The sequence below is a fragment of the Verrucomicrobiota bacterium genome, assembly GCA_021413925.1.
Taxonomy (GTDB): Bacteria; Verrucomicrobiota; Verrucomicrobiia; order Chthoniobacterales; family UBA6821; genus UBA6821.
Genome location: JAIOPL010000006.1, coordinates 115,784 through 139,884 on the forward strand (window position 1 = coordinate 115,784; position 24,101 = coordinate 139,884).

The window sequence follows — 24,101 nt, forward strand, 5'->3', positions numbered from 1 at the left end:
TGGGGCAATCAGGCCTTTAGTACCCGAAGGAAGACGGGATTCCTGAGTTACGGCGGCCTTTCATCGCTGTCTTGGACACCTTAGACATTCTAAGATCTCCCGCACTTACCTCACGGCTGCCAAGTGATGCCGAGCACCCGGTGCAGAGATAGTCGTAGATCTCCTTGTCCGGTAGAACCAGCAAGAGCATTTCCCTCACCGGCATCGCCTTGGCGCATTTATTGCAATAGAGCGAGGAGGCCCGCAGGTTCTCGAACTGGCTCATGAACCTGTGATCTGACTACCTATCGGGGAGTCAGAGTGGAACTCTCGGCAGATGTTTCCTCCAGGAGTCCTTCCAAAACCTTGTGGAGCACTTCCAGCGGCGTCATCGAGGCATCAATATCATGACGCTTCACCGACGAGTAGTGGCTCAGCATCGGCTTGGACTCGGAATCATAGGTGCCAAGACGGTTGCGGATGACCTCCTCGTTGGCGTCGTCAAGTCGGTTATCGCGCAGCGCACGCTTCTTGAGACGGGCAACCAGCTTATCCCGATCGGGACAGGAAAGATGAAAGACCCTGCGGACCTCGATATGAGTCTCCATGAGCACGGCTTGGGCGACATTACGCGGAATTCCGTCCAGGATGAGGTGATCGCGCTCAGGTTTGAACTTTCCGGATTCCACAGTCTTGCGGATCGACTCATGCCAGAGCCTGACGGTCATCTCATCGGGAACAAGCTCTCCCTTGCTGGAGTACTCAAGGAACTGGGCGCCTAGTTCACTAGTGGGATCGAGCGACCGGAAGACATCGCCGCAAGCGAAGTGGTAGAAGCCGGGTATCTTACCAAGGATCTTGCCTTGGGTTCCCTTGCCGCTTCCAGGAGCGCCAAAAATCAGGATAGTGCGGTAACGTGACATAATACTTATCAGAGCGATTCTAGGGCAGCGTTCATGGAAAATCAACGGCCCAATGCACGGAGAGCGCGTTGACAAAGAAATAAAGGGAGAGATGATATGCCACCTCCCTTGATCATCCCACGATAATGCCAGCCAACGACGAATATGTAATCGAGATCCTGAAGGATGTGGGTCTCATGACCCAGGCGCAGGGGGAGGATCTCGCAGGCAGAACGGGTGGACTCCACATGGTGGAGACACTCATCAAGGAGGGTACGGTGAGCGCAGAGGATGTTGCCCGGACACTCGCCTCCCAGAACGGCATGGATTTTGTCGACCTCTCCCTGGTGACCCCCAGCCCTGAACTGATCAATCTCCTGTCGCCGGAAACTGCACGGCGTTACAAGACGGTACCCGTTTATGAACATGATGGCTCGCTTGTGCTTGCGATAGCCGATCCGATGGATTTCGAGGCATTCGACAGCATCGGATTCCTGCTCAAGAGACCCGTGGAATTCGTCTGCGCCGTCCCGACACAGATCCAAGATAAGCTCGACCGCCTCTATCCCCAGGGTCTCGAGGAACTCGGCAAAGCAGCCATTACCGAAGAGGAGGAAGACTATACGGGCGACGATGATGCACCGATCATCCGCCTGGTCTCCAGCCTACTGATCGAAGCCCAGAACCATAGGGCAAGCGATATTCACATTGAGCCGATGGAGAAGCGCCTGAGAATCCGCTATCGTATCGATGGAAATCTTCAGGAGATGCAGAGCCCTCCAAAAAAGCTCCAGGGAGCGATCATCAGCCGCTTGAAGATCATGACTGCCTCCATGAACATCGCCGAAAAGCGCGTTCCCCAAGACGGACGTATCCAGATAAAGATGGGTGAAAAGACGATCGATCTGCGCGTCAGCAGCGTTCCCACCGTCCATGGGGAAAGTATTGTCATGCGTATCCTCGATAAGTCCTCGCTGATGCTTGGCCTACCCGAGCTCGGTTTCATGAGCGATGACCAGGCAACCTTTGAACGGTTGGTACAGATGCCGGACGGCATCATCCTGGTTACGGGTCCGACAGGGTCGGGAAAAACAACTACCCTCTACGGTTGCCTCAACTACATGAACCGACCTGACCGCAAGATCATCACGGTCGAGGAACCGGTCGAGTACCAGATGACCGGCATTAACCAAGTACAGGTTAACGCAGAGGTTGGGATGACCTTTGCGGCGGCGCTCCGATCCATGCTGCGCCAGGCACCCAACATTGTGATGCTAGGTGAGATTCGAGACAAGGAGACCGCCGAGATCGCAATCAACGCCTCACTGACTGGACATCTTGTGCTCTCCACCCTTCACACTAACGACGCCCCGGCAGCGGTTGCCCGTCTCGTGGACATCGGAGTGCAACCTTTCCTCGTTTCGAGTGCCGTGCGCGGCATCATAGCCCAGCGCCTTGTCAGGAAGCTGTGTGCGAATTGCAAGGTGCCCGGGGAAATGAGCGAGTACGAGGCAAGGGTTCTTAACCTCGATGCCTCACAGCTCTCCAAGGCAACACTCATGCGTGCCGTGGGATGCGAAAAATGCCGCGGCAAGGGCTTCCGCGGACGCATGGGAATCTTCGAAATCTTCGTGGCTGACGACGAAATCCGCCAGATGATCAACCGTAATGCTACCACCCTCCAACTCCGCCACAGAACCAGGGAAATGGGCATGAGAACCCTACGAGAGGATGGCATTCGCAAGGTTCTTGCCGGTCTCACCACTCCGGAAGAGGTCATTTCCAGCACCATGGGTGAAAGCCATTAGCATCCCATGAATCCTCATCAGGTCATCGACATTTTCAAGCGCGCCGGAGTCCTTAACGAGATCACCGGAGAGGAACTCTTGGTGGAGACCATGAATTCAGGTCGCCCCATCGAGGAGATCCTGGTCGAACAGAACTTCGTCACCGAGGAGTCCTTTGCCCAGACCATCGCTGCGGAGTTGGGAGTTGATGCCGTTGACCTCACCGGTTTTGAGCCACTCCCCGCCCTCCTTCATCTGCTGCCGGCGGGCATGGCCCGACTTCACGAGGTGATGCCCATAACGGCCTCCGGTAATGTGATGACCGTCGCCCTGGGAAATCCCCTAGACTCCCAGGCCCTCGAGGATCTCCGCTTCACACTGAACCGAGAGATCGTCCAAGTCGTCGCCCCCTGCAATCAGGTCAGGAACCTCATCGTGACACATTATGGTTCCGAGGAGACCTCCATGGAGGATGTCCTCCAGCAACTCACAGCCACGGATGTTACGGAGATTGAAACCGGAGAGGATGAATTCAATGCCGCTGCAGCGGCGGCCGAGGCTAACGCCACTCCGATCATCCGCTATGTCGACCTGATCCTTGATCGTGCCGTTCAAGCACAAGCTAGTGACATACATTTCGAGCCCTTCGAGAAAGAGTTCAAGATCCGCTACCGTGTTGACGGAGCCCTCTACGAGATGGAGCCACCGCCACGCCATCTGGCGATCCCCGTCACTTCGCGTCTCAAGGTCATGGCCAACCTCAACATCGCGGAACGGCGCGTTCCCCAGGATGGTCGTATCCAGCGTCAGATCGGCGACAAGACGGTCGACCTGCGTGTTTCCTGCCTCCCGACGCAGTTCGGCGAAAGCGTCGTGCTACGCGTGCTCGACAGGAGCGCCGTAAAGCTCGATCTGGAGACCCTCCAGATGCCGCAAGATATCTACGAGTACATCATCGAAGTCATCGAGAAGCCGAACGGCATCTTCATCGTCTGCGGCCCCACAGGATCAGGAAAGACCACCACCCTCTACGCCTGCCTGAACAAGATCAACACCATCGATTCGAAGCTGCTCACCGCTGAGGATCCGGTGGAGTACGAGATCGACGGAATCCTTCAGGTGCCGATCAACGAGGCGGCAGGACTCTCCTTCGCTAGGGTGCTCAGGGCCTTCCTCCGTCAGGATCCCGACCGCATCATGATCGGGGAAACGCGTGATCTGGAAACGGCCCAGATCGCAATCCAGGCATCGCTCACCGGACATCTGGTCTTCACCACCCTGCATGCCAATGATTCCACCGGTGTTGTCTCCCGTCTCATCGATATGGGGGTCGAGCCATTCATGCTTTCCGCATCGCTTGAGGCAGTGCTGGCCCAGCGTCTGGTGCGCCGCATCTGTAACCGCTGCAAAACAGCCTATGAGCCGGACGAGGCACTTCTCTCCCAACTCGGACTCTCTCCCTACGACATTGGCGACAAGACCTTCTACTTCGGCAAAGGATGCTCCGAATGCAACCAAACGGGGTACAAGGGAAGGAAGGGTCTCTATGAACTCCTCAAGGTCACAGATCCTATCCGTGCGATGATCAACGAAAAGGCCCCGGGCGTCGTCATCAGGCAGAAGGCCATGGAACTCGGCATGGCGACACTTCGAGCAGACGGGCTTCGGTGCATCTTTGATGGCATCACAACGATCGAAGAAGTCCTGAAGTACACCTGATTCTTGATAAACCCCGCGACCCTATGAAGGGGAAACCGCTCTAACACCTCGGAACAAACCTCGGACTATCGAGGGATACCGGCGGCAGCTGAAGGAGTCTCGACAGATCCAGCCTTAGCACCGGGAATGTTTTGGGCCGGGACACCCAGCACAGGCAGGGAAACCGGCGGTGCTGGAGTCGGTGTCGGGCGTGAGCCAGAAACCGGCGGAATCCAGAGGCTCTGGGCAATCAGTCCCTTATTGATCGGAGCAATGATGCTGTAGCTTCCCTTGCCGTCAGGGAGCATCGGCGTTCCCCATCGGTCACGGCAGACCACCTCCCTGGCGGGGATCTTCTCACCCGCAAGGGTATGGTTGATCATGTCGGGCGAGGGAGGCAGTTCCAGAGTTCCCAGAAAGGAGGATCCGCCAGCGATGAGAAGTTTGGGGAGGAGCAGCAGGAAAGTCATGAGGTAAATACCTTTCAAATTAATGCTAACAACCTACGCACGGAAGACAAGTCCTGCTCGAAAGCACTGCCCACAGCACTCCTTTCTAGAATTGCTCTAGTTTCCGCCGGGATAGTTCCAGAAAGCTTGGAGTTCCTTCCAGCAGCTCGAAATAATCCGTGTGGGCAATGGACGTAAATCGGCAACTGACGGAGCTGGGTCGGGCTTCGGTGCTTTCTGTGGAGCATTCTTCATTACCTCCTCACTCAGGGAGGAGGTAAGATTGACTGCACGGGCAAGCTCACCAGATGTCAGCACGGGGGCTTCGCCCTTGAGCGAAACACGGAGTATCAGCGGAGCCGTCCTTGTGTATGTGGACGCCGATGCATCCGTCACGGTGATCGGAGGAATCTCAAAGTCCCCGGTTTCGGTGGGAATTATCTGGTAACGGAAAAGCCAGACATCCCCTTCCTCGGTCTTGAGTAGCCTTGGTTTGCGGAGCGTCCGCATGCGGAAAGAGGATGGCCTCTCGACCGAGGCGATCACCGGATGAAGAGCATTCCGAACAGTAACGACCAACTCCACACGGGCACCCGGTTTGACCCCTCGGCAGGAAAGCGTGGCCACCGCGGAGAGTCGCGGCGTCAACGGATGGCTCGAGGCTTTGAGAGACCGTGGAATAAAGAGCAAAACAGCTACCAGAAGAAGAGTGCCGAGACAGGATGTCGGGATATGTTTCATCAGCCAGTGAGGGTGTAGCTCTTCCTGAAGAAATCCAAGCCCGGTAGCGTTACAAATTCGGAAAAAACCGTCTCTTCCCGAACCCTACCACTCTCCGAAAAGATCAACCTGGACCGCCTGACCCGGAAGTGGAGCCTTGGGTGGCTTGGGTTTCTTGGCCGGCGGCACTTTCTTCTTGGGCGGCTCAAAGGTCTGCTTCCATTGTTTCTGGACATCCTTGATCACGACATTGGCGCGTTTGAAGTGATTCTTGCGCCGATTCGTGGCGATGGATGGAGTTAAGCGGAGTGCTTTTCTAGCACGCTGAACACGGGCTTCTGTGAGTTTTCCACGCAGACGCCAATGACCGCCTTTGGTTGTATAAACCCCGACGATTTTCCCCTCTTCGGCGTAGCGGCGAAGCTGCCGATCCGAGATTCCTAAAAGGGAAGCCAGTTGCTTGAAAGTGGACATAAGAAACTTTTGAATTCGTAGCCCATCGCAGCAGGAAGAGCAAGCCCAAGAAGCACCATTAACCGGACATCATCTGTCCAGTTCAGTGTATTCCTTTATTCGATCCCTGTTTGATTTTTTCGAGCAAATCGGGGTGACAAGTGAGTTGCTGACAGAGCCGTTCGATAGCTTCTAGCGATTTCAGGCTCAAGTGATGCTCCATCCCCTCCACATCGCGCTCCACTTCTTCGCTAGAGACACCCAACTGGCTCAAAAAATCAGTCAGGATACGATGCCGACGCGCGATCTCCTTGGCGATGCGCTCCCCCTCGGGCGTCAGCACCAATCCTCTGTATTTTTCATAGAGGACAAATCCTTCGGCATCGAGCCGCTTAACCATGTTAGTAACGCTAGCTTGGGAGATTCCCAGACTTGCCGCGATATCCACCATCCTGGCGTAGCCCTTAGCCTCTATCAGCTCCTGGATACGCTCGAGATAGTCCTCAGCTGCCGATGATGACCGGTTTGAGGTTTTAACCATGGAGGATTTTAGAGGATTCGCCGTTAGGGTTTTTCCCTTTGCATAGTACTCATAGCATCGTATAAATATATTAGCCAAGGCTAATTTAATGACTCCACCCGTTTCCCAGACCCTGCCGGACGTTCATCGCTCAGTGCACGTCCCCTCTCAGAGTGGGTTTTGGAGAAAACTTCTCGCCTTTGTAGGGCCCGGATACCTGGTGGCGGTTGGTTACATGGATCCCGGAAACTGGGCCACCGATCTGGCCGGAGGATCGAAATACAATTACTCCCTGCTCTCGGTCATCCTCCTCTCGAGTATACTGGCCATGTTCCTGCAATATCTCGCCCTGAAGCTCGGCATCGCTACCGGCGCCGATCTGGCCCAACTTTGCCGCAGACACTACGGAAAAAAAGCCTCTGTGTGTCTTTGGATCTTTGCGGAAATCGCCATCGCCGCCTGCGATCTGGCCGAGGTGCTCGGCTCAGCCATCGCGCTGAACCTCCTCTTCCACCTCCCCCTGCTGGTTGGCGTGGTCATCACAACCCTGGATGTCCTGCTCCTACTGCTGCTTCAGCAGAAAGGATTCCGCTACATTGAGGCGATCGTGATCACCCTGATCGCCACCATCGCGGGATGCTTCGCCCTAGAACTCTTTTTCTCCAAACCAGAGATCCTACCGATCCTCCACGGCTTCTTCCCGACAGCAACGATCGTCACGGATCCTGGGAAGCTTTTCATCGCCATGGGCATCATCGGCGCCACGGTCATGCCCCATAACCTCTACCTGCATTCCTCGATCGTACAGACCAGACGCTACCCGCTGGACTCCATGGGCAAGAAGGAGGCGATCCGCTTCGCAACCATCGATTCCAATATTGCGCTGACCCTAGCCCTCGCAGTCAACGCTGCCATCCTTATCCTGGCAGCCGCTACGTTCTACAGGGCCGGACGCACGGATGTGGCTGAAATCCAGGATGCCTTCAAGTTGCTGACTCCGATGCTAGGCGTTGCAGGAGCAGGCACCCTCTTTGCCGTGGCTCTTCTGGCCTCGGGTCAGAACAGCACGCTGACAGGCACCCTTGCCGGGCAGATCATCATGGAGGGATTTGTCCATATCCGGATCGCCCCCTGGATGCGGCGCCTGATTACCCGGATGTTGGCGATTATTCCTGCTTTCATCGTCATTGCGATCGCGGGAGAGGGAGCCACCACCCGCCTTCTGCTTCTCAGCCAGGTGGTACTCAGCATGCAGCTCAGCTTTGCTGTCATTCCGCTGGTGCAGTTCACTGGGAATATCTCGATCATGGGAGAATTTGTGAATGCAGTTTGGGTACGTCTCATCGGTTGGGTCATGGCCATCGTGATTGCCGGACTCAATCTCTGGCTTCTGATAGTCCAGTTTCGGACAGGATTCTAAGGAACCGCTGATTAGATGACCTCTCCGATCAACCATCCAGCTTGGAACGGTTACGAACTCCTGGCATCCGGCGACGGACAGCGACTGGAGCGATGGAACAACACAGTGATTCTCCGCCCTGAATCCGCCGCATTGTGGTCTTGGAAAGACCGCTCGTCACTTCCTGCTTGGGCGGGTTGCTACTCCGGCGACCGTGCCACCGGGGGCATCTGGAACTGGCGGCATAACCTTCCCGATCACTCCACGGTCAGCTATGGCGAGCTCTCCTTCTTCATTCGCCCCACCAACTCGAAACACCTCGGCCTCTTTCCTGAACAGTCAATGAACTGGGATTGGATCCGGGAGCTCATCAGCGCCCGGAAGCAAAGAGACAAGAGCCCAGAGGTCCGGATCCTTAATCTCTTCGGTTACACCGGCGGGGCAAGTATTGCCGCCGCCGCGGCTGGGGCCCTTGTCACTCATGTCGATGCCGCCAAGGCCATGGTCGGCTGGTGTTCCGAAAATGCATGCCTTTCCGGTCTTGCTGAGGCCCCCATCCGTTACATAGCTGATGACGCTCTCACCTTCCTTCAGCGGGAAATCCGCCGGGGCAACCGCTATGACGGCATTATCATGGATCCCCCCTCCTTTGGACGTGGCAAGAAAGGTGAACTCTGGAAACTCTCCGAGCATCTTCCCTTCCTGATCGACACGGCTCAGGAGGCGCTCTCCGAGCAACCCCTCTTTCTCCTGCTGAATACCTACAGCGACACTCTGGACGACATTGCCCAATCCATGATCTCCAAACGCCTTTCCCGCCTCGGCGGATCAGTGGAGACCATGCAACTCTCGTTAATCGGAACAAGGGATCACCAAATGCTCCCTTGCGGACTCTCACACCGATGGAGGGGGATGCCTTGATGACGCCTTGCCAACAAGCTCACTTCTGCGATTCTTAAATCAACATCTCCCTACTCCAACTCCTATTCAACTCCGCAAAACCATGACTGACTCCACGAATTACTCCAGCGCCTCCGAAAAGCTCGAAAGCAGCCAGGCCCACGCCAAAAAAGCCCTTGAGACCACCGCCGCGGCCGCCCGCGAAGTGGCTGAAGTAGCCAAGTCCAGCGCCCGCTCAGCCTACGCAACTGGACGAGTGGAGCTCGAAGCCGCCGCTAAGGATCTTAAGGAAGCCGCACGCTCCACCTACGCCGATCTTTCCCAGACAGCCAAAGCCAAGTACGGAGATCTCTCCCAAGAAGCTATCGATCGTTATGGCAATATTGCTCATCGTGCCGAAGAGGCAGCATTGGAGTACCGCGACCAGTTCGAGGAACTCGCCAACCAGGCCGAGGATTATGTCCGGGACAATCCTTTCCGTGCTGTCGGCATCACCTTTGCCGCAGGGCTCGTGTTAGGACTGCTCCTGCGTCGCCGCTAGAGTGGAGCTTTTCTTTTATTTTTTCTTTTCACAGCACGATCAGGTTCACCCGTTATGAGGAATTCCCAGGATCTGCCGGGCGGCATTCCCTCCAGAGTGACGGGACTTGCCGCCGGATTGTTGCGCCATCTCTTCTCTCTTGGCTCCCTGGCTGCACTGGAAGGTCGTCTTTTTGTCCGTCAGAGCATCGCGGGAGTCATTCTCCTGATGGCGATCGTCCTGGTGGCCATGATCTCCTATATCGCCCTGATCGGAGCCTTGATTGCACTGCTGGCCACCTACCTCAAGTGGGGATGGCCGGTCTCGCTCGCCGCTGCCGGACTGCTCCATCTGGGAATCTTGGGTATACTCTATCAGATGCTACGCGCCCGGGTGATCAATCCGCGCCCCTTTGAGGCGACCACAGCGGAACTGCGTCGCGATATCGAGGCCTTGGGAAGCACCACCGGCAACGACCCATTCTCAACTTCTACTACGCCCCACACTTCCAACTTTCCCACAACACGATGAATGCACCGGAGACTGAACTTTTCAAACTCCAGCAGAGCGTCCGGGAAAGCCGGATTGTTATCTCCCGCCAGTACGCCGGACTCCTCTCGGATCTGGACATCCAGAAGCGCTTTACCGAATCCGTCCGCCATCATCCCCTGCGTTGGGTCGGCGGGGCCGCGACGGCGGGATTGATCGCCACGCTCTTTGGTGGCCGTGGTGGCCGTGGTGGACATCGAAGCCGATTAGGCCGTCAAGAGACATCTCCCGGCACAAAACAAAAGACCTCCGAGACAGTCGCCTCTGCCTCCGTGCAAACAGTCGGTGCCCTTACCACGCTGAGCAAGGTCGGATGGATCTCCGGAGCGCTGGAAGTGGGGAAGATTTTGTATCCGATCCTGAAGCCTCTTGTCGTCGAACTTGCCACGAATGCAGCCAAGGCAGGACTAGCTAAACGGGGACGACCCTAGTTAGAAATTCTCGCGTTCAATTGGTTTTTCCACCCCCATGAGTTCATTCTCCGACCCCGCATTACTGGGTCACGTCGATGATTATCTGAATCTTGGCAAAGAGGCTGATGCCTCCGACATCCATCTCAGCGTTTCCAGTCCTCCGACCTGCCGCCGCTACGGGGCACTTCTTCCGATGTGGGAAAACGCCCCCAAACTCACCGCCGAGGACACCGAGTCACTGGTGAAGGGGTTCCTAGACGAACAGCAGTGGCAACGGCTTATCGATCAGGGCGACGTCGATTTCGCCTATAACAACGCCAGCGGCCGCTTCCGCACCAGCGTGGTACGCCAGCGACTTGGTTACGATCTGGCCTTCCGCATCATTACGAGCAACCTCAGGACGCTCGATGAGCTGGGAATGCCTCATCAGCTGAAGCTGCTCACCCAGTATCACAATGGACTCGTCCTGGTCACCGGACCCATGGGTAGCGGTAAGACCACGACGCTTGCGGCACTTGTTCAGGAGATCAACATCCACCGAGGCGATCATATCATCACGCTGGAAGAGCCGATCGAATATATCATTCCCTCTGCCCGCTGCCAGGTAACCCAGCGCGAAGTCCATACGCACACCAAATCCTTTGCAGCGGCACTCCGGGGCGCTCTCCGTGAGGATCCGGATGTCATCATGGTCGGCGAGATGCGCGACCTCGAGACTATCCAGTTGGCCATCTCGGCCTCGGAGACAGGTCACTTGGTTCTCGGCACCCTTCACACGAGCAATGCCCCCCGTACCCTGGACCGCCTGCTCGACGTCTTCCCCGCCGACCAGCGCGACCAGATCCGCATGATGGTGAGTGAATCGCTCCGCGGCATTGTCAGCCAGCAGCTCATTCCCAGGGCCGACGGCATGGGACGTGCCGTCGCCATGGAGATCATGCTCAACTCTCCGGCCATCGGAAACGTCATCCGCGAGGCAAAGACGTTCATGCTTCCCGGCATTATTCAGACCGGAAAGAAAGCCGGCATGATCCTGATGGACGAGTCCGTGGCCGAGCTCTACCGCAAAAGAATCATCACCGCCGAGGAGGCCCTCTACCGTGCGGAGAACAAGACCGAGATGCGTATCGTCATCGGGGCCTGAACCTATTTAGCAGCCATGGCATACATCGACGAACTCTTCCAGGCACTCATCGAAAACGGCGCCTCCGATCTGCATCTCTCCGAGGGACAGCCCCCGAAAATCCGCAAACACGGAGAAATCGTGCCCATCTGGGCAGAGTCAGCTCCCCTCACCCGCGAACAGATGGCCTACATGCTCAGCGAGATCTGCACGCCCGAGAAATGGCAGAAGTACGAGGAATGCGGCGATCTTGATTTCGCCTACCAGATGGATGAGAACAGCCGTTTTCGCTGCAACTACCTCAAGCAGGCGCACGGCTACGGCGCGGTCTTCCGTATCATTCCCACCAAGATACTCACACTTGAGCAGCTCAACGTCCCGGAAGTGATCAAGGAATTCGGCGATATGCGCGGCGGCATTGTCCTGGTGACCGGGCCCACCGGATCAGGCAAAAGCACCACGCTCGCGGCCCTGATCGACTACATCAACACCAACTACGGGCGCCACATCGTCACCATCGAGGAGCCGATCGAGTTCGTCCACCGCAACAAGCGGAGCATCATCACACAGCGCGAGGTTCCGGAGCACGCCCCCTCCTTCGCCGCAGGTCTGAAGGCAGCTCTCCGCGAGGATGCCGACATCGTCCTTGTCGGTGAGATGCGCGATCTGGAGACCATCTCCCTAGCCCTAACCGCAGCCGAAACGGGACTCCTGGTCTTCGGCACCCTGCACACCAACAATGCCCGCAAGACGGTCGACCGCATGATCGACGCCTTCCCTGCCGATCAGCAGGCGCAGGTCCGCACCATGCTGGCATCCTCACTGCGAGGGGTCGTGGCCCAGCTTCTTTTCAAGAAAGCCGACGGCAAGGGACGCGTCGCCATCAACGAAATTCTCAAAGTGAACAATGCCGTCTCCGCCATCATCCGCGAGGGAGCGACCCAGAAGCTTCAGGATGTCATCGTGGCCGGCAAATCCGAGGGGATGCAGTTCATGGATGACGCCATCTGGGAAAAGATGCTGGATGGCACAATCAGTCCGCATGAGGCCTATATGAAAGCGATCGATAAGAAGCGCTTCCAGGGTGCTCTTCCCCCCGAAGAAGCGGATCTGGCCAACGCCTCTGGCGTGTAGGCGTGTAGGCGTCTAGCCCATCCGTCATGAAAAAGAAAATCCTGCTGATCGATGTCAGCAACTCCTTCACCAAGATCGCTCTGGCGAGTGATGGAAAGATCGGACGAGTCACTAAGATCGCAACTTCCGAACTCACACCGGATCTTTTCCGGGGAACCAGGGCCAAACTGGATCTGGCCGTCATTTCCTCCGTAGTGCCCGGGGTAAGCCGGATCATTGCCGGATCACTAACCTGCCGCCCTCTCTGGGTGGATTACCGGGTACCGGGAGGAGTCCCCGTCTCCTACCCGAATCCCCGCACGATCGGGGCGGACCGTCTGGCCAATGCCGCAGCCGCCGCGCAATGCGGGAAGCTTCCGGCCATAGTCGTCGATTTCGGAACGGCCGTGACCTTCGATGTCATTGATGCCAAGGGAAACTATCTGGGAGGGATCATAGCACCCGGACTCCCCATCGCCGCCAAGGCCCTCCACGAAGGGACCGCCCTTCTGCCACTCACCCGGATCCGGAAAATCACTTCGAGCGTTGGTAAAAGCACGGATGAGGCCATCCGGATCGGACTCCTACTGGGGGCTGTCGGACTCGTTCGAGAAGCAGTGGCTCGGATTACTCGAGAGACCTTCAAAGGTAAGAAGCCTTTCATCATCGCTACGGGGGGAGACGCAGAACTTGTAGCCCGACTCTCGGGACAGAATGGTGGGAGTAAGGTCATCGATCTCATTGATCTGGTCGATCCCCTGCTGACTCTTCGCGGGCTGCTGGTGATTGCGGAAAAAAACCTCTGATAGGCGCTCTTTTTGGAGGGGTCTTTCACTTGCCCTCTTGCCCGCATTGACCGCCAACCGTAACCTTTTCGGATGGCCCAGACCCCGTTCGTCCACCTCCACGTCCACAGCGAGTACTCGCTGCTGGACGGAGCGATCCGGATGGAGGAACTCGTCAAGAAGGCCGCAGAGCTGGAGATGCCGGCCATCGCTCTGACGGACCACGGGAATCTCTTCGGCACAGTCGAGTTCTATCAGGCGGCCGAGAAGGCCAAGGTAAAGCCCATCATCGGCTGCGAGATCTATGTCGCACCAGGGTCGATGCACGAAAAGAAGACGAGCAATGGAGGCAAGGATGCAGCCTTCCACATGACGCTCCTCGCTTCCGACGATGCCGGTTACCGGAACCTGGTGAAGCTCAGTACGGCGGCCCACCTCGAAGGCTTCTACTACAAGCCCCGCGTCGATCGCGAACTCCTGGCAAAGCATAGTCAGGGACTCATTGCCTTGAGCGGCTGCCTCAAGGGAGAGGTCAACATGGCCCTGAGCGAGGGACAGACCGCCAAGGCCCTCGAGACGGCGGCCACCTACCGGGACCTCTTCGGAAAGGAGAATTTCTTTATCGAGCTGGCCGACCATGGCATCGAGCAACAGCGGCGCAACCGCAGCGGGCTGATCGACATCTCCCGCGACCTCGGCCTCGGCTTGGTCGCCACTAACGACGTCCATTTCCTAGAGCGCTCCCATCACGAGGCCCACGACGTCATGATCTGTATTGGTACTGGGGCGATGATCCATGACGAGAAGCGGATGCGCTATGTTCCTGAGCTCTACTTCAAGAGCGGCGAGGAAATGGCCGCCCTCTTCGCCGATCAGCCTTCGTCCATCACCAATACCCTAGCCATCGCGGAACGTTGCAACGCCAAGCTCGAGTTCGGGAAGTCCAAATACCCCGACTACCTCCCTCCGGAGGGAAAGACGCGCGAAGGCTATCTGCGCGAACTCTGCGAAGAGGGACTCCGCAAGCGTTACGGCGAGCGGGCCATGGAGGATCCGGTCATCAGCGAGCGCTTCGAGTTCGAGCTCTCGGTCCTCTACAAGACAGGCTTCACCAGCTACTTCCTCATCGTCTGGGATTTCATCAACTACGCGAAGAGCCAGGGAATCCCCGTCGGACCGGGTCGTGGCTCGGCAGCCGGATCACTGATAGCCTATGTGCTCGGGATCACCGATCTCGACCCGCTGCGCTACGGACTGCTCTTCGAGCGATTCCTGAACCCCGACCGCATCAGCCCCCCCGATATCGACGTCGATTTCTGCCAGAATCGACGGGGAGAGGTGATTGAGTATGTCCGCCAGAAGTACGGCACTATGGCCGTCTCCCAGATCATCACCTTCGGCACCCTGGGAGCGAAGAGCGTCATCCGCGATGTCGGCCGCGTCCTTGGCTGGAGCTACGGCGACGCCGACCGCATCTCGCGGATGATCCCGAACGAGCTCGATATCACCCTCAACAGCATTGAGAAGAAAGGGGAGAAAAAACCCGGGGCGATCGACAAGAACCCCGAGCTGAAGAAAGCCGTCGAGGAGGAATCTTCCACCGCCCAGCTCTGGGGCTACGCCAGTATCCTCGAGGGTCTCTCCCGCAACAGCGGCGTCCATGCCGCGGGCATCGTCATCGCCGACCGCGATCTCTCCGAGTACATTCCCCTCACCCGGGCCAATGACGGCAACATTGTCAGCCAGTACTCCATGGCCCCACTCACGGATCTGGGCCTGCTCAAGATGGATTTCCTGGGACTGAAGACCCTCACCGTCATAGACGATGCCGTGAAGCTGATCCATCGGCATACACCCGACTTCGACATCTCGAAGCTCCCGATGGATGACCAGGCGACCTTTGATTTGCTTAACCGCGGCGAGTCGATCGGCGTCTTCCAGTTGGAGTCCGGCGGCATGGTCGCCACGGCTAAGCGCTTCCAGATCGAGCACTTCACCGACATCATCGCCCTGATCGCCCTCTACCGACCCGGACCGATGCAGTTCATCGACGACTACATCGATCGTAAGAAAGGGAGGAAGAAGATCGAGTACGCCCATCCCCTGCTCGAGAAGATCTGTTCGGAAACCTACGGCATCATCGTCTACCAGGAGCAGGTGCAGCAGGCGGCGAGCGCCCTGGCCGGCTACACGCTCGGTCAGGCCGATCTCCTGCGCCGTGCCATGGGCAAGAAGGACACCGAGAAGATGGCCAAGGAGCGCGAGGTATTTGTCGAGGGATGCGCCCGGGTCAACCAGATTCCCGGCAAGCAGGCCAACGCCATCTTCGACTTCTTGGAGAAGTTCGCGCAGTACGGATTCAACAAGAGCCACAGCGCCGCCTACGGACTCCTCTCCTACCAGACCGCCTACCTGAAGGCCAACCAACCGGTTGAATTCATGGCCGGCCTGCTCGGCAACGAAATCAACAACACCGACAAGATCGCCACCTTCGTCGGCGAGTGCGCCCGCATGGGGATCGCAATCCTGCCGCCGGATGTCAACCGAAGCGCCCTCACCTTCCTTCCTGAGGAGATCCCGGGAGCCAAGGCCATCCGCTTCGGACTGGCCGCGATCAAGAATGTCGGCGAAGCGGCGATGGAAACTGCAATCGCTGACAGGGAGGCGAACGGTCCTTTCAAATCGCTGGAGGACTTCTGCTCCCGACTCGATTCACGCACGGTGAACAAGAAGATCCTTGAGAGTCTCGTGAAGTGCGGCGCCTTCGATTGGGACAGCCGTCATCGTGCTGCTCTCGATGCCGCCATCGAGGGGGCTATGGGTGCCGCTGCCTCCGTCCAGAAAGACCGAGCCAGCGGCCAAGTCTCCCTCTTCGACTCCTTTGCCGATCTTGCACCGGCTCCCTCCAAAGCAACATCGGGAAATGAAACAACCGTAGAGCGCTGGACGCGTTCCGAGATGCTAGGCCACGAGAAGGAATTGCTCGGCTTCTATGTCACCGGCCACCCGCTCGACGACTACCGGGGCAATCTGGAGTCAGGCTCCTACGGATCAGTGTCCGAGGCGCTCGCCATGACCGAACCGGGTAGCGTCAAGCTGGCGGGACTCCTTTCTACGGTGGAAAAGCGCTTCTCGAAGAAGGATGGGCGCCCCTTCGGCATCCTGACACTCGAGGATGACTCCGGAACGCTGGAACTCATGGCTTGGGACGAATCCTTCAGCAAAAACGAGGAGCTCCTCAAACCCGGCACCGTCCTCTCCTGCAATGCCCGCATCACCCCTCGGGATGGAAGCGTCAGGGCCATGGGTAGCGACTTCAAGGCCCTCACCCCGAAGGCCTCAAAGCGACCCCTCCGCCTCCGCATGGACCGCAGCCGCCTCATCGTGGACGACCTCCACGCCATCCACGCCGCCATTAAGAAGCATCCCGGCAAACGCATTCTGATCCTTGAGATCGGAACCCTTTCCGGAGCGATTGTTCCTCTTCAACTCGGCGAAGAATTCACCGTGGGAGATGAGATGGCGTTACGCGCGGAATTAGCCCCTTGGCTGGCCAAAGCCTAGGTCCTTTGAGCCAGAGTGGCGTTGGCCTGCGCTTGCAGTAGCTCTACTACAGCTTCGCTTGGCCGCCTGACTCTGTCCTCAAATTACCTTCACCTTAGATTCTCTTTAATACCGAAGGGGATCGGGGAGAGTGAATGCCGATTCTATGACCCGGATTTCGATAGGATTGGTCGCAAGGATTTCGATTACGTCAAAGCGGAAGGTGAGGTCAGGCATATCAAGCAGGCGGAGCCAGTGCATAGCCCCCTTGCGGATGAGTTGCTGCTTCTTACGGTCAACGGCATCGAGGGGACGTCCCATCTCTTCAGAACGGCGAGTCTTCACCTCGGCAAAGACCAGGGTATCACCATCCCTGCAGACAAGATCGACCTCCCCTCCCCTGGGAGCACGGAAGTTCCGGCGCAGGATTTTCCAACCCAGTCGCTTCAGATGACGCGCTGCCTGCACCTCACCCCATCGTCCGAGGACAATGTGTCCTTCAGAACCCGAAGGTGGGCTGGTCGACCGGCGCAAAACCACGTCGATGATGCGGGCAAGGTCCATGCTCACGCAATGTAGACAGATGGTCGGCGGTCGCATAGCCCCGATGCCTTGCGAAGCCGTATTGGGGATACTCTTTGTCCAGCGTATCCATGATCCGATCCCGCGTGACCTTGGCTAGGATGCTGGCGGCAGCAATGCTGAGGCTGATCCCGTCACCTCCGACGAGGGCGGTATGGTTGATGGGAAGTCCCTTGACCGGCAGGCCATCCACAAGGGCATGGGCGCACTGATGTCCGTTCTCATGAAGTCCTCTTATGGCACGGGCCATGGCAAGATGAGTTGCCCTCAGGATATTGAGTTGTCCGATTTCCTCTGAGCTTACCTCAGCCACGAAGAAGCATACAGAGGAGTCTTCAGTCAATCGGACATAAAGCGTCTCGCGTTGCTGGTGATTCAGTTTCTTGGAGTCGTCCAGCCCATCCAGAGAGAATCCCTCAGGCAGGATGACTGCGGCAGCCACCACCGGTCCTGCCAATGGGCCGCGTCCCGCTTCATCGACTCCGGCCACCGGACGAATTCCCCGAGCATGGAGTTCGCTCTCGTGAAAGAACGAAGGGCAAAGAGAAGGGCCCCGAGTCTTTGCAGACTTGGGGCCCGAAATCTGTGATCCGCGACGCTTGGTCGTCATCGGATCGGAAAGGAATCAGTGATTAGGCAACTTCCTGCGCCTTCTCCTTCACGGTAACGGCGGCCTTGCCCTTACGATCACGGAGGTAGTTCAGCTTGGAACGGCGGACTGATCCGCGCTTCTCGATTTCGAGCTTCGCGATACGCGGGGAATGAAGAGGGAATACACGCTCGACACCCTCGCCGAAGCTGACGCGACGGACGGTGAAGTTGGCGTTGATGCCGGCACCCTTGCGGCCGATCACGATGCCGGAGTACTTCTGTATACGCTCCTTGTCGCCTTCGATGACGCGTGTGTGAACGCAAACGGAATCACCGACCTCGAACGGGACGAGGTCGGCCTTGAACTGCTCTTTTTCGATAGTGGCGATGATGCTCATAACAGGAAGTGTGGCCGGAAATTGGTCTGAAGTGGTCGGATAGAATGCCCCGGAGTGTATTTCTTGGCAAGAAGTAATCACCAATTCAGCAACTCCTGTTACCCATGTCTTGAACCAGGGTGTTACCTATGTCCTGACCCGTTCCTCCTGACCCGTTCCGTTTTAGCCTTCAGTCTTCAGCCTTCAGCCTTTAGCCTCTCCATTACATGATCACCTTAGGCATCGATAGCGGAACCCAGAGTACGAAGACCATCGCGCTTGACCTTGCAACCGGAGAAATCCTAGCCAGCGCCCAACAAAGCTACGGCTTTGTTGAAACCCCGGAGTCCAGCGGTGAAGGCGCCATGGAGCAGGATCCGGCCGTCTGGATCGCCGCCGTCGAGGCAACCATCTCCGAGGTTCTCTCCAAAATTCCCGATCAGCTTTCCGAGGTGGCTGGGATCGGTGTCAGCGGCCAGCAGCACGGGCTTGTACTTCTCAATACCGCCAATAGCGTCGTCCGTCCCGCCAAGCTCTGGTGCGATACCTCCACGATCGCTCAGTGTGCCGAACTCACCAAGGCTCTCGGCGGCGAAGCCAAGGTGGTCGAGCTCACCGGCAACGCGATGCTCCCCGGATACACGGCCCCTAAGATCCTCTGGGTCCGCCAGAACGAACCGCAGAACTGGCACGAGACCGCCACCGTGATGCTCCCCCACGACTACATCAACTGGTGGCTGAGTGGAGAGAAGAGCATGGAATACGGCGACGCCTCCGGAACAGCGCTCATGGATGTGAAGACCCGGACATGGTCACAGCCCGTTCTCGATGCCGTCGCGCCGGGACTCGCTGAGAAACTCCCGCCGCTGCGCCATTCCTCCGAGCCTGCCGGATCACTCCGGGAAGAGCTCTGCGCAAAATGGCGACTCTCCTCATCAGTGACCATCAGTTCCGGCGGAGGGGACAATATGATGGGAGCCATTGGCACAGGCAACGTGAGCCCCGGCATCATGACGGCAAGCCTCGGCACCTCCGGCACGCTCTATGCCTTCAGCGAGAATCCGGTGGTCGATCCGAAGGGAGAGATCGCCGCCTTCTGCGACAGCACCGGCTTCTGGATGCCCCTCGCCTGCACGATGAATGTCACCCTCATCACCGAGCTCACGCGCGCTCTCTTCGCTGGCTGGAGCCATGACAACTATGATGCCGAGGCTGCGACGATTCCTGCCGGAAGCGACGGACTCTTACTTCTCCCCTATCTGGCCGGCGAACGCACCCCGAACCTACCCCGTGGCAGCGGCGTCCTCCACGGGATCACCACAAAGAATCTCACCGCCCCCCATCTGGCCCGTGCCGCGATGGAGGGAGTCACACTCGGTCTCGCCTACGGACTGGAACGCTTCCGCTCACTGGGCGTTCCCCTTACAGAGATCCGCATTACCGGAGGAGGAAGTCAGAGTCCCTTCTGGCGTCAGCTCTGCGCCGACATCTTCGGCGTGCCGACGGTCTGTCTCAACTCCAGTGAGGGTGCCGCACTCGGCGGAGCCATCCAGGCCGCCTGGGCTGCCGGGGAAGATCACTCGACCGCGGCCCTCCACGTTCTATGCGATCGCCTCGTGACCCTTGACGAGTCAACCCGCTGCACTCCCGATGCCAAGAACACCGCCGTGTACAAAGAACTGCTCGATCGTGCGAACGCATTGCGCGCCGCCCTCTCCTCGGCGAACTTACTGTAGTCCACTCCCCCCCTTTCACCTTTCACTTTTAACTTCTTCCCATGCGTCTCGTCCTAGCAGCCACCGGAGCCAGCGGATCGATCTATCTGCAGCGACTGCTCCATCATCTGGAGCTAGGCAATCACGAGATCCATCTCGTCCTCTCTCCCTACGCAAAGCAGGTGATCCATGAGGAAATCGGCGCACTGAAGCTTTCCTCCGGCGTGATCGAGCACAACGAGAAGTCGATGAATGCTCCCTTCGCCAGCGGCAGCGCCCTCTTCGACGGGATGGTCGTGATGCCCTGCTCCATGGGGACCGTCGGCCGCATTGCCGCCGGCACAAGCGAGAACCTGATCCTCCGAGCCGCCGATGTCTTCCTGAAGGAGCGCCGCAAGCTGATCCTCGTGCCTCGGGAAACCCCTTGGAACCTTATTCATGCTCGGAACATCGTCACCGTGACAGAGGCAGGCGGCATCATTCTCCCGGCATCACCTTCCTTCTACAGTCATCCGAAGAACTTCGATGAACTCGCCGACACCGTTGTCTGGCGTGTCCTGGATATGCTTGGGATCCATGCTCCCAATGCCTGCCGCTGGCGCGAGGAATCACCGGCAAGCGAGTAGATGGCCTCACGCAAAGGTCAGTTCAACAAGCAGGATTTCCTGGCGTCCGTCGCGGCTAATCTCGCCCGATTGATTTTCTCTACCATCCGGCTCCGGATGAACGATCGCTCCGGATTCCTGACAAATCCCCCTGAGAGCCCTCGGATCCTTGTTTTCTGGCACAACCGAATCCCTGCGATCTCGATCGGATTCCTGCGCCACTACCCACGGAAGCATCCCTCACGGAAAGGAGTATCTGTTCTCACAAGCCCCAGTAAGGATGGCGACATCCTAGCCGGGGTCATGGCCAATCTCGGAATGGGCTCGGTGCGGGGATCCAGCTCCCGCCGCGGATCGACCGCGATTAGGGAGCTGACAGCGCTGTTAGAATCAGGTGTCGATCTGGCAATCACTCCAGATGGCCCCCGTGGGCCGAAGTACTCTCTGGGTCCCGGTGCGGTCTTTTTATCCCAGAAGACCGGCATCCCGATCATGCTGCTGCATGCCCGCTATCACAGCGCCTTCCGCCTCAAGACCTGGGATAATTTCGCTATCCCGCTTCCCTTCTCCCGCGTCGACATCACCATCGATCCCTACATGACGATCGACCCGGAGGTCACGGATCTGGAGTCCGAGCGCCTCAGGATCGAAACCCTTCTGCGTGAGGAAGCTGAGAAAGCCGATCAGTCTTCATAATTGCACAAAAAAAGGAGCCGCTCCTTTCGGAAACGGCTCCCTCCTATTCGGTAATCAGTGGGACTGATCAAATAAACTCATTAACCAAGTTTTCGAGATACTCCTGACCTCCCGAAGCTGGGATCCCTGCAGGATGAGCGAGGGCATGGGCTTCGAGTTCTGCCAACGTGGCCTTACCAGACTCAATCTTCTGACCGAGGGGGGAATTCCAGCTGGAGTAGCGGTTCTTGACGAATTCCTCGATGCGGCCGTCAGCACGGATCGCCGCGGCGATCTTGAGGCCCCGGGCAAAGGTGTCCATGCCGCCGATGTGGGCGTGGAAGAGGTCGGCTGGGGTGTGGGACTCGCGACGGCGCTTGGCGTCGAAGTTGAGCCCTCCCTCACGGAAGCCACCCATCTTGAGAACGACAAGCATGACCTCGAGGGCGAGGTAAATATTGGTCGGGAACTGATCGGTGTCCCATCCGATAAGCTCGTCACCGCGGTTGGCGTCGATGGTGCCGAGTTTGCCAGCCTCGGCGGCCACAGTCAGTTCGTGACGCATGGTGTGCCCAGCAAGTGTGGCGTGATTGGTCTCGATATTGAGTTCGAATTCATTGATGAGACCATAGGCCTGGAGGAAATTCAGGCAGGCTGCAGCATCCGAGTCGTACTGGTGGGTGGAGGGCTCGCGGGGCTTCGGCTCGATCCAGAACTTGCCCTGGAAGCCTATGGACTTCTTCCACTCGACGGCCATGTGGAGGAATGCTGCCAGATGATCCATCTCACGCTTCATATCGGTGTTCCAGAGCGTGGAGTATCCCTCGCGACCGCCCCAGAAGACATATCCGCCTCCACCCAGCTCCTGGGTGATGCTGATGGCTTTCTTCACTTGAGCTCCCCCGTGGGCAAAGACATCAAGGCTCGGCGAAGTGGCCGCACCCTGGTTGAACCGAGGATGGGCGAAGAGACAGGCGGTACCCCAGAGGAGCTTCTTGCCAGTGCGCTGCTGCTCCTCCTTCAGGGTTCCGGCGACAGCGTCGAGGGCCTTGTGGGATTCTGCAAGGGTTGCCAACTCGGGGGCCACATCCCGGTCATGGAAGCAGTAGAAATCGATGCCCGTCTTTTCCAGGAACTCGAAGAAGACGCGGACGCGCTTCTGAGCGTTCTCGACAGAGTCGGTGCCGTCATCCCAAGGCATCTGAGCGGTTCCGCCGCCGAATGGATCGGCCAGAGGATTGCGCATGACATGCCAGTAGGCGGCCGCAAACCTGAGGTGATCACGCATTGGGCGCCCCTCGATCAGTTCCTCGGGGTTGTAATGTTTGAAAGCCAGGGGATTCCTGGACTTAGGACCTTCGTATTGGATAACCGGAATATCGGGGAAGTAGCTCATGGTTTTTGAAAGAAAATTTACTCTTCGTAATCTCGGACCTCTTGTAAAGTCGTGATTGCCCCGAATGGCAGTTGCCATGGCGGGCGATCTTCTCCAATAACACCAGCGATCCCCTTTTTATTGATAATCTTAGCACTCCTTAATTCCCCACCCTACCCGAACGCGATGTATCAATCACCCTCTCACTCCACAGCCTCTATGCCTTCTTTGCCGTCGTCTCCACTCTCTTCGTGGTGCAGTCGGCCCATGCGACCAATGGTATAGAACTCGGACAAATACAGGGATGATTAAAAAACATAAAGCGAGACACTATGAAACTCATTGATGGCAAGGCGGTCGCCGCCAAGGTTGAACTCGAAACACGGACACGCATCGACGCGCTCAAAAGCAGAGGTATCACCCCCGGACTTGCCGTCGTGCTCATCGGCGAGGATCCCGCCTCACAGGCCTATGTCCGGAACAAAGACCGCACCTGCGCCTCACTCGGAATGCATTCACGCAAGTTCGAGCTCCCCGCCACTGCCACCCAGGAAGAGGTTCTCATCCTCGTCGCCGAACTCAATGCCGATCCCGCCATTCACGGGATCCTCGTCCAGTCCCCTCCCCCTAAACATATCGATGAGCATGCCGTGACTCTCGCGATCGACCCCCGCAAGGATGTCGACGGATTTCACCCGATCAATGTGGCGAAGCTCGCGATGGAAGATGCCACCGCTTTCGTCCCCTGCACGCCACTCGGTTGCCAACGCCTCCTCATGGAAGCCGGAGTCGAAACCTCGGGAGCAGAGGTCGTTGTCGTCGGGCGGAGCCTGATCGTCGGCAAGCCGATGGCCTTCCTGCTCATGGCCAAAGGCAAAGGAGGTGACGCCACCGTCGCCGTGGCCCACTCCCGCACAAAGGATCTCGCCGCTATCACTCGCCGCGCCGACATCGTCATCGCCGCGATCGGCAGGCCTAAGGCCCTCGGCGCGGAACATATCAAGGAAGGCGCCGTCGTGATCGATGTCGGGATCAACCGCGTTGCAGATCCTTCGACAAAGAGCGGATTCCGCTTGGTCGGCGACGTCGACTTCGATGCCGTGGCTCCGAAATGCAAGGCCATCACCCCGGTTCCCGGAGGCGTCGGCCCGATGACCATCGCCATGCTCATGGCAAATACTGTCACCGCCTGCGAACGCCTTACTGCCTGACTGATTACTGATTTTTAAATCTGGAACTCAGGAAAGCAGGAAGGGAACTGAAAATGGGTACAAGTAACCCTCTCCTCTCTAACTGCTGACAGTCAGCGAATATCTCAGCCTTCACAT

25 protein-coding genes are annotated in these 24,101 nt (G+C 57.7%); 15 read left to right on the forward strand and 10 right to left on the reverse strand.

Annotated features, from left to right (window positions below; genetic code table 11):
- Positions 1-16 precede the first annotated feature (16 nt).
- Together K8R57_04220 and K8R57_04225 are read right to left on the reverse strand one after the other, a co-directional pair.
- Positions 17-265 (reverse strand): hypothetical protein, encoded by a 249-nt coding sequence (locus tag K8R57_04220; protein ID MCE9587502.1) that lies wholly within the window; start codon positions 263-265, stop codon positions 17-19.
- A gap of 19 nt (positions 266-284) precedes the next feature.
- Complete coding sequence (locus K8R57_04225; protein MCE9587503.1) at positions 285-902, reverse strand: nucleoside monophosphate kinase; 618 nt, start codon at positions 900-902, stop codon at positions 285-287.
- A 125-nt stretch (positions 903-1,027) separates the two neighbouring features.
- On the opposite strand from K8R57_04225, the gene tadA reads away from it, so the two are divergent.
- Complete coding sequence (gene tadA / locus K8R57_04230; GenBank protein ID MCE9587504.1) at positions 1,028-2,689, forward strand: Flp pilus assembly complex ATPase component TadA; 1,662 nt, start codon at positions 1,028-1,030, stop codon at positions 2,687-2,689.
- 6 nt (positions 2,690-2,695) lie between these two features.
- Positions 2,696-4,387: a GspE/PulE family protein gene (locus K8R57_04235; GenBank protein ID MCE9587505.1), complete on the forward strand. Its 1,692-nt coding sequence runs from the start codon at positions 2,696-2,698 to the stop codon at positions 4,385-4,387.
- A gap of 65 nt (positions 4,388-4,452) precedes the next feature.
- On the opposite strand, the gene K8R57_04240 is transcribed toward K8R57_04235, so the two are convergent.
- The 4 genes from K8R57_04240 to mntR form a co-directional block, all read right to left on the reverse strand.
- Positions 4,453-4,836, reverse strand: a complete 384-nt coding sequence (locus K8R57_04240) for a hypothetical protein (GenBank protein MCE9587506.1) — start codon at positions 4,834-4,836, stop codon at positions 4,453-4,455.
- A gap of 96 nt (positions 4,837-4,932) precedes the next feature.
- Complete coding sequence (locus K8R57_04245) at positions 4,933-5,556, reverse strand: BatD family protein (protein ID MCE9587507.1); 624 nt, start codon at positions 5,554-5,556, stop codon at positions 4,933-4,935.
- 84 nt (positions 5,557-5,640) lie between these two features.
- Complete coding sequence (locus K8R57_04250; GenBank protein MCE9587508.1) at positions 5,641-6,009, reverse strand: MerR family transcriptional regulator; 369 nt, start codon at positions 6,007-6,009, stop codon at positions 5,641-5,643.
- 82 nt (positions 6,010-6,091) lie between these two features.
- Entirely contained in the window at positions 6,092-6,529 is a 438-nt protein-coding gene (gene mntR, locus K8R57_04255; protein ID MCE9587509.1) for a transcriptional regulator MntR, read from the reverse strand.
- Between the two features lie 88 nt (positions 6,530-6,617).
- On the opposite strand from mntR, the gene K8R57_04260 reads away from it, so the two are divergent.
- The 9 genes from K8R57_04260 to dnaE all read left to right on the forward strand — a co-directional run bounded on the left by K8R57_04260 (position 6,618) and on the right by dnaE (position 16,874).
- A complete protein-coding gene (locus K8R57_04260; protein ID MCE9587510.1) occupies positions 6,618-7,928 on the forward strand; it encodes an Nramp family divalent metal transporter in 1,311 nt (436 codons plus the stop codon).
- Positions 7,929-7,943: 15 nt separating this feature from the next.
- Positions 7,944-8,828 (forward strand): class I SAM-dependent methyltransferase, encoded by an 885-nt coding sequence (locus K8R57_04265; protein ID MCE9587511.1) that lies wholly within the window; start codon positions 7,944-7,946, stop codon positions 8,826-8,828.
- A gap of 82 nt (positions 8,829-8,910) precedes the next feature.
- Complete coding sequence (locus K8R57_04270; GenBank protein MCE9587512.1) at positions 8,911-9,348, forward strand: hypothetical protein; 438 nt, start codon at positions 8,911-8,913, stop codon at positions 9,346-9,348.
- Between the two features lie 54 nt (positions 9,349-9,402).
- Entirely contained in the window at positions 9,403-9,858 is a 456-nt protein-coding gene (locus tag K8R57_04275; protein MCE9587513.1) for a phage holin family protein, read from the forward strand.
- On the forward strand, positions 9,855-10,307 hold the full coding sequence (locus K8R57_04280) for a hypothetical protein (protein MCE9587514.1): 453 nt from the start codon (positions 9,855-9,857) through the stop codon (positions 10,305-10,307). Before K8R57_04275 ends, K8R57_04280 begins: the two co-directional genes overlap by 4 nt.
- Positions 10,308-10,344: 37 nt before the next feature.
- Positions 10,345-11,433: a PilT/PilU family type 4a pilus ATPase gene (locus K8R57_04285; protein MCE9587515.1), complete on the forward strand. Its 1,089-nt coding sequence runs from the start codon at positions 10,345-10,347 to the stop codon at positions 11,431-11,433.
- A gap of 15 nt (positions 11,434-11,448) precedes the next feature.
- The gene (locus tag K8R57_04290; GenBank protein ID MCE9587516.1) at positions 11,449-12,546 is read left to right on the forward strand and encodes a type IV pilus twitching motility protein PilT; all 1,098 of its coding nucleotides are present in this window, start codon (positions 11,449-11,451) and stop codon (positions 12,544-12,546) included.
- A gap of 26 nt (positions 12,547-12,572) precedes the next feature.
- A complete protein-coding gene (locus K8R57_04295; protein MCE9587517.1) occupies positions 12,573-13,331 on the forward strand; it encodes a type III pantothenate kinase in 759 nt (252 codons plus the stop codon).
- A 72-nt stretch (positions 13,332-13,403) separates the two neighbouring features.
- Positions 13,404-16,874 carry a DNA polymerase III subunit alpha gene (gene dnaE / locus K8R57_04300; GenBank protein MCE9587518.1) on the forward strand — a complete coding sequence of 1,157 codons (3,471 nt, stop codon included), beginning with the start codon at positions 13,404-13,406 and terminating at the stop codon, positions 16,872-16,874.
- Positions 16,875-16,979: 105 nt separating this feature from the next.
- Here dnaE and K8R57_04305 read toward each other — a convergent pair whose 3' ends face one another.
- The 3 genes from K8R57_04305 to rplS are packed head-to-tail and all read right to left on the reverse strand — an operon-like array spanning position 16,980 to position 18,424.
- On the reverse strand, positions 16,980-17,417 hold the full coding sequence (locus tag K8R57_04305) for a YraN family protein (protein ID MCE9587519.1): 438 nt from the start codon (positions 17,415-17,417) through the stop codon (positions 16,980-16,982).
- The gene (locus K8R57_04310; protein MCE9587520.1) at positions 17,353-18,045 is read right to left on the reverse strand and encodes a ribonuclease HII; all 693 of its coding nucleotides are present in this window, start codon (positions 18,043-18,045) and stop codon (positions 17,353-17,355) included. Before K8R57_04310 ends, K8R57_04305 begins: the two co-directional genes overlap by 65 nt.
- Before the next feature lie 22 nt (positions 18,046-18,067).
- The gene (gene rplS / locus K8R57_04315) at positions 18,068-18,424 is read right to left on the reverse strand and encodes a 50S ribosomal protein L19 (GenBank protein ID MCE9587521.1); all 357 of its coding nucleotides are present in this window, start codon (positions 18,422-18,424) and stop codon (positions 18,068-18,070) included.
- 206 nt (positions 18,425-18,630) lie between these two features.
- On the opposite strand from rplS, the gene xylB reads away from it, so the two are divergent.
- From xylB to K8R57_04330, 3 genes are read left to right on the forward strand one after another with little or no spacing between them, the layout of a single operon-like run.
- The gene (gene xylB, locus K8R57_04320; protein ID MCE9587522.1) at positions 18,631-20,139 is read left to right on the forward strand and encodes a xylulokinase; all 1,509 of its coding nucleotides are present in this window, start codon (positions 18,631-18,633) and stop codon (positions 20,137-20,139) included.
- 41 nt (positions 20,140-20,180) lie between these two features.
- Positions 20,181-20,744 (forward strand): UbiX family flavin prenyltransferase, encoded by a 564-nt coding sequence (locus K8R57_04325; protein ID MCE9587523.1) that lies wholly within the window; start codon positions 20,181-20,183, stop codon positions 20,742-20,744.
- Complete coding sequence (locus K8R57_04330) at positions 20,745-21,419, forward strand: lysophospholipid acyltransferase family protein (GenBank protein ID MCE9587524.1); 675 nt, start codon at positions 20,745-20,747, stop codon at positions 21,417-21,419.
- A 67-nt stretch (positions 21,420-21,486) separates the two neighbouring features.
- Here K8R57_04330 and xylA read toward each other — a convergent pair whose 3' ends face one another.
- Entirely contained in the window at positions 21,487-22,794 is a 1,308-nt protein-coding gene (xylA, locus tag K8R57_04335; GenBank protein MCE9587525.1) for a xylose isomerase, read from the reverse strand.
- A 311-nt stretch (positions 22,795-23,105) separates the two neighbouring features.
- On the opposite strand from xylA, the gene folD reads away from it, so the two are divergent.
- Positions 23,106-23,984 (forward strand): bifunctional methylenetetrahydrofolate dehydrogenase/methenyltetrahydrofolate cyclohydrolase FolD, encoded by an 879-nt coding sequence (gene folD, locus K8R57_04340; GenBank protein MCE9587526.1) that lies wholly within the window; start codon positions 23,106-23,108, stop codon positions 23,982-23,984.
- Positions 23,985-24,101: the final 117 nt, after the last annotated feature.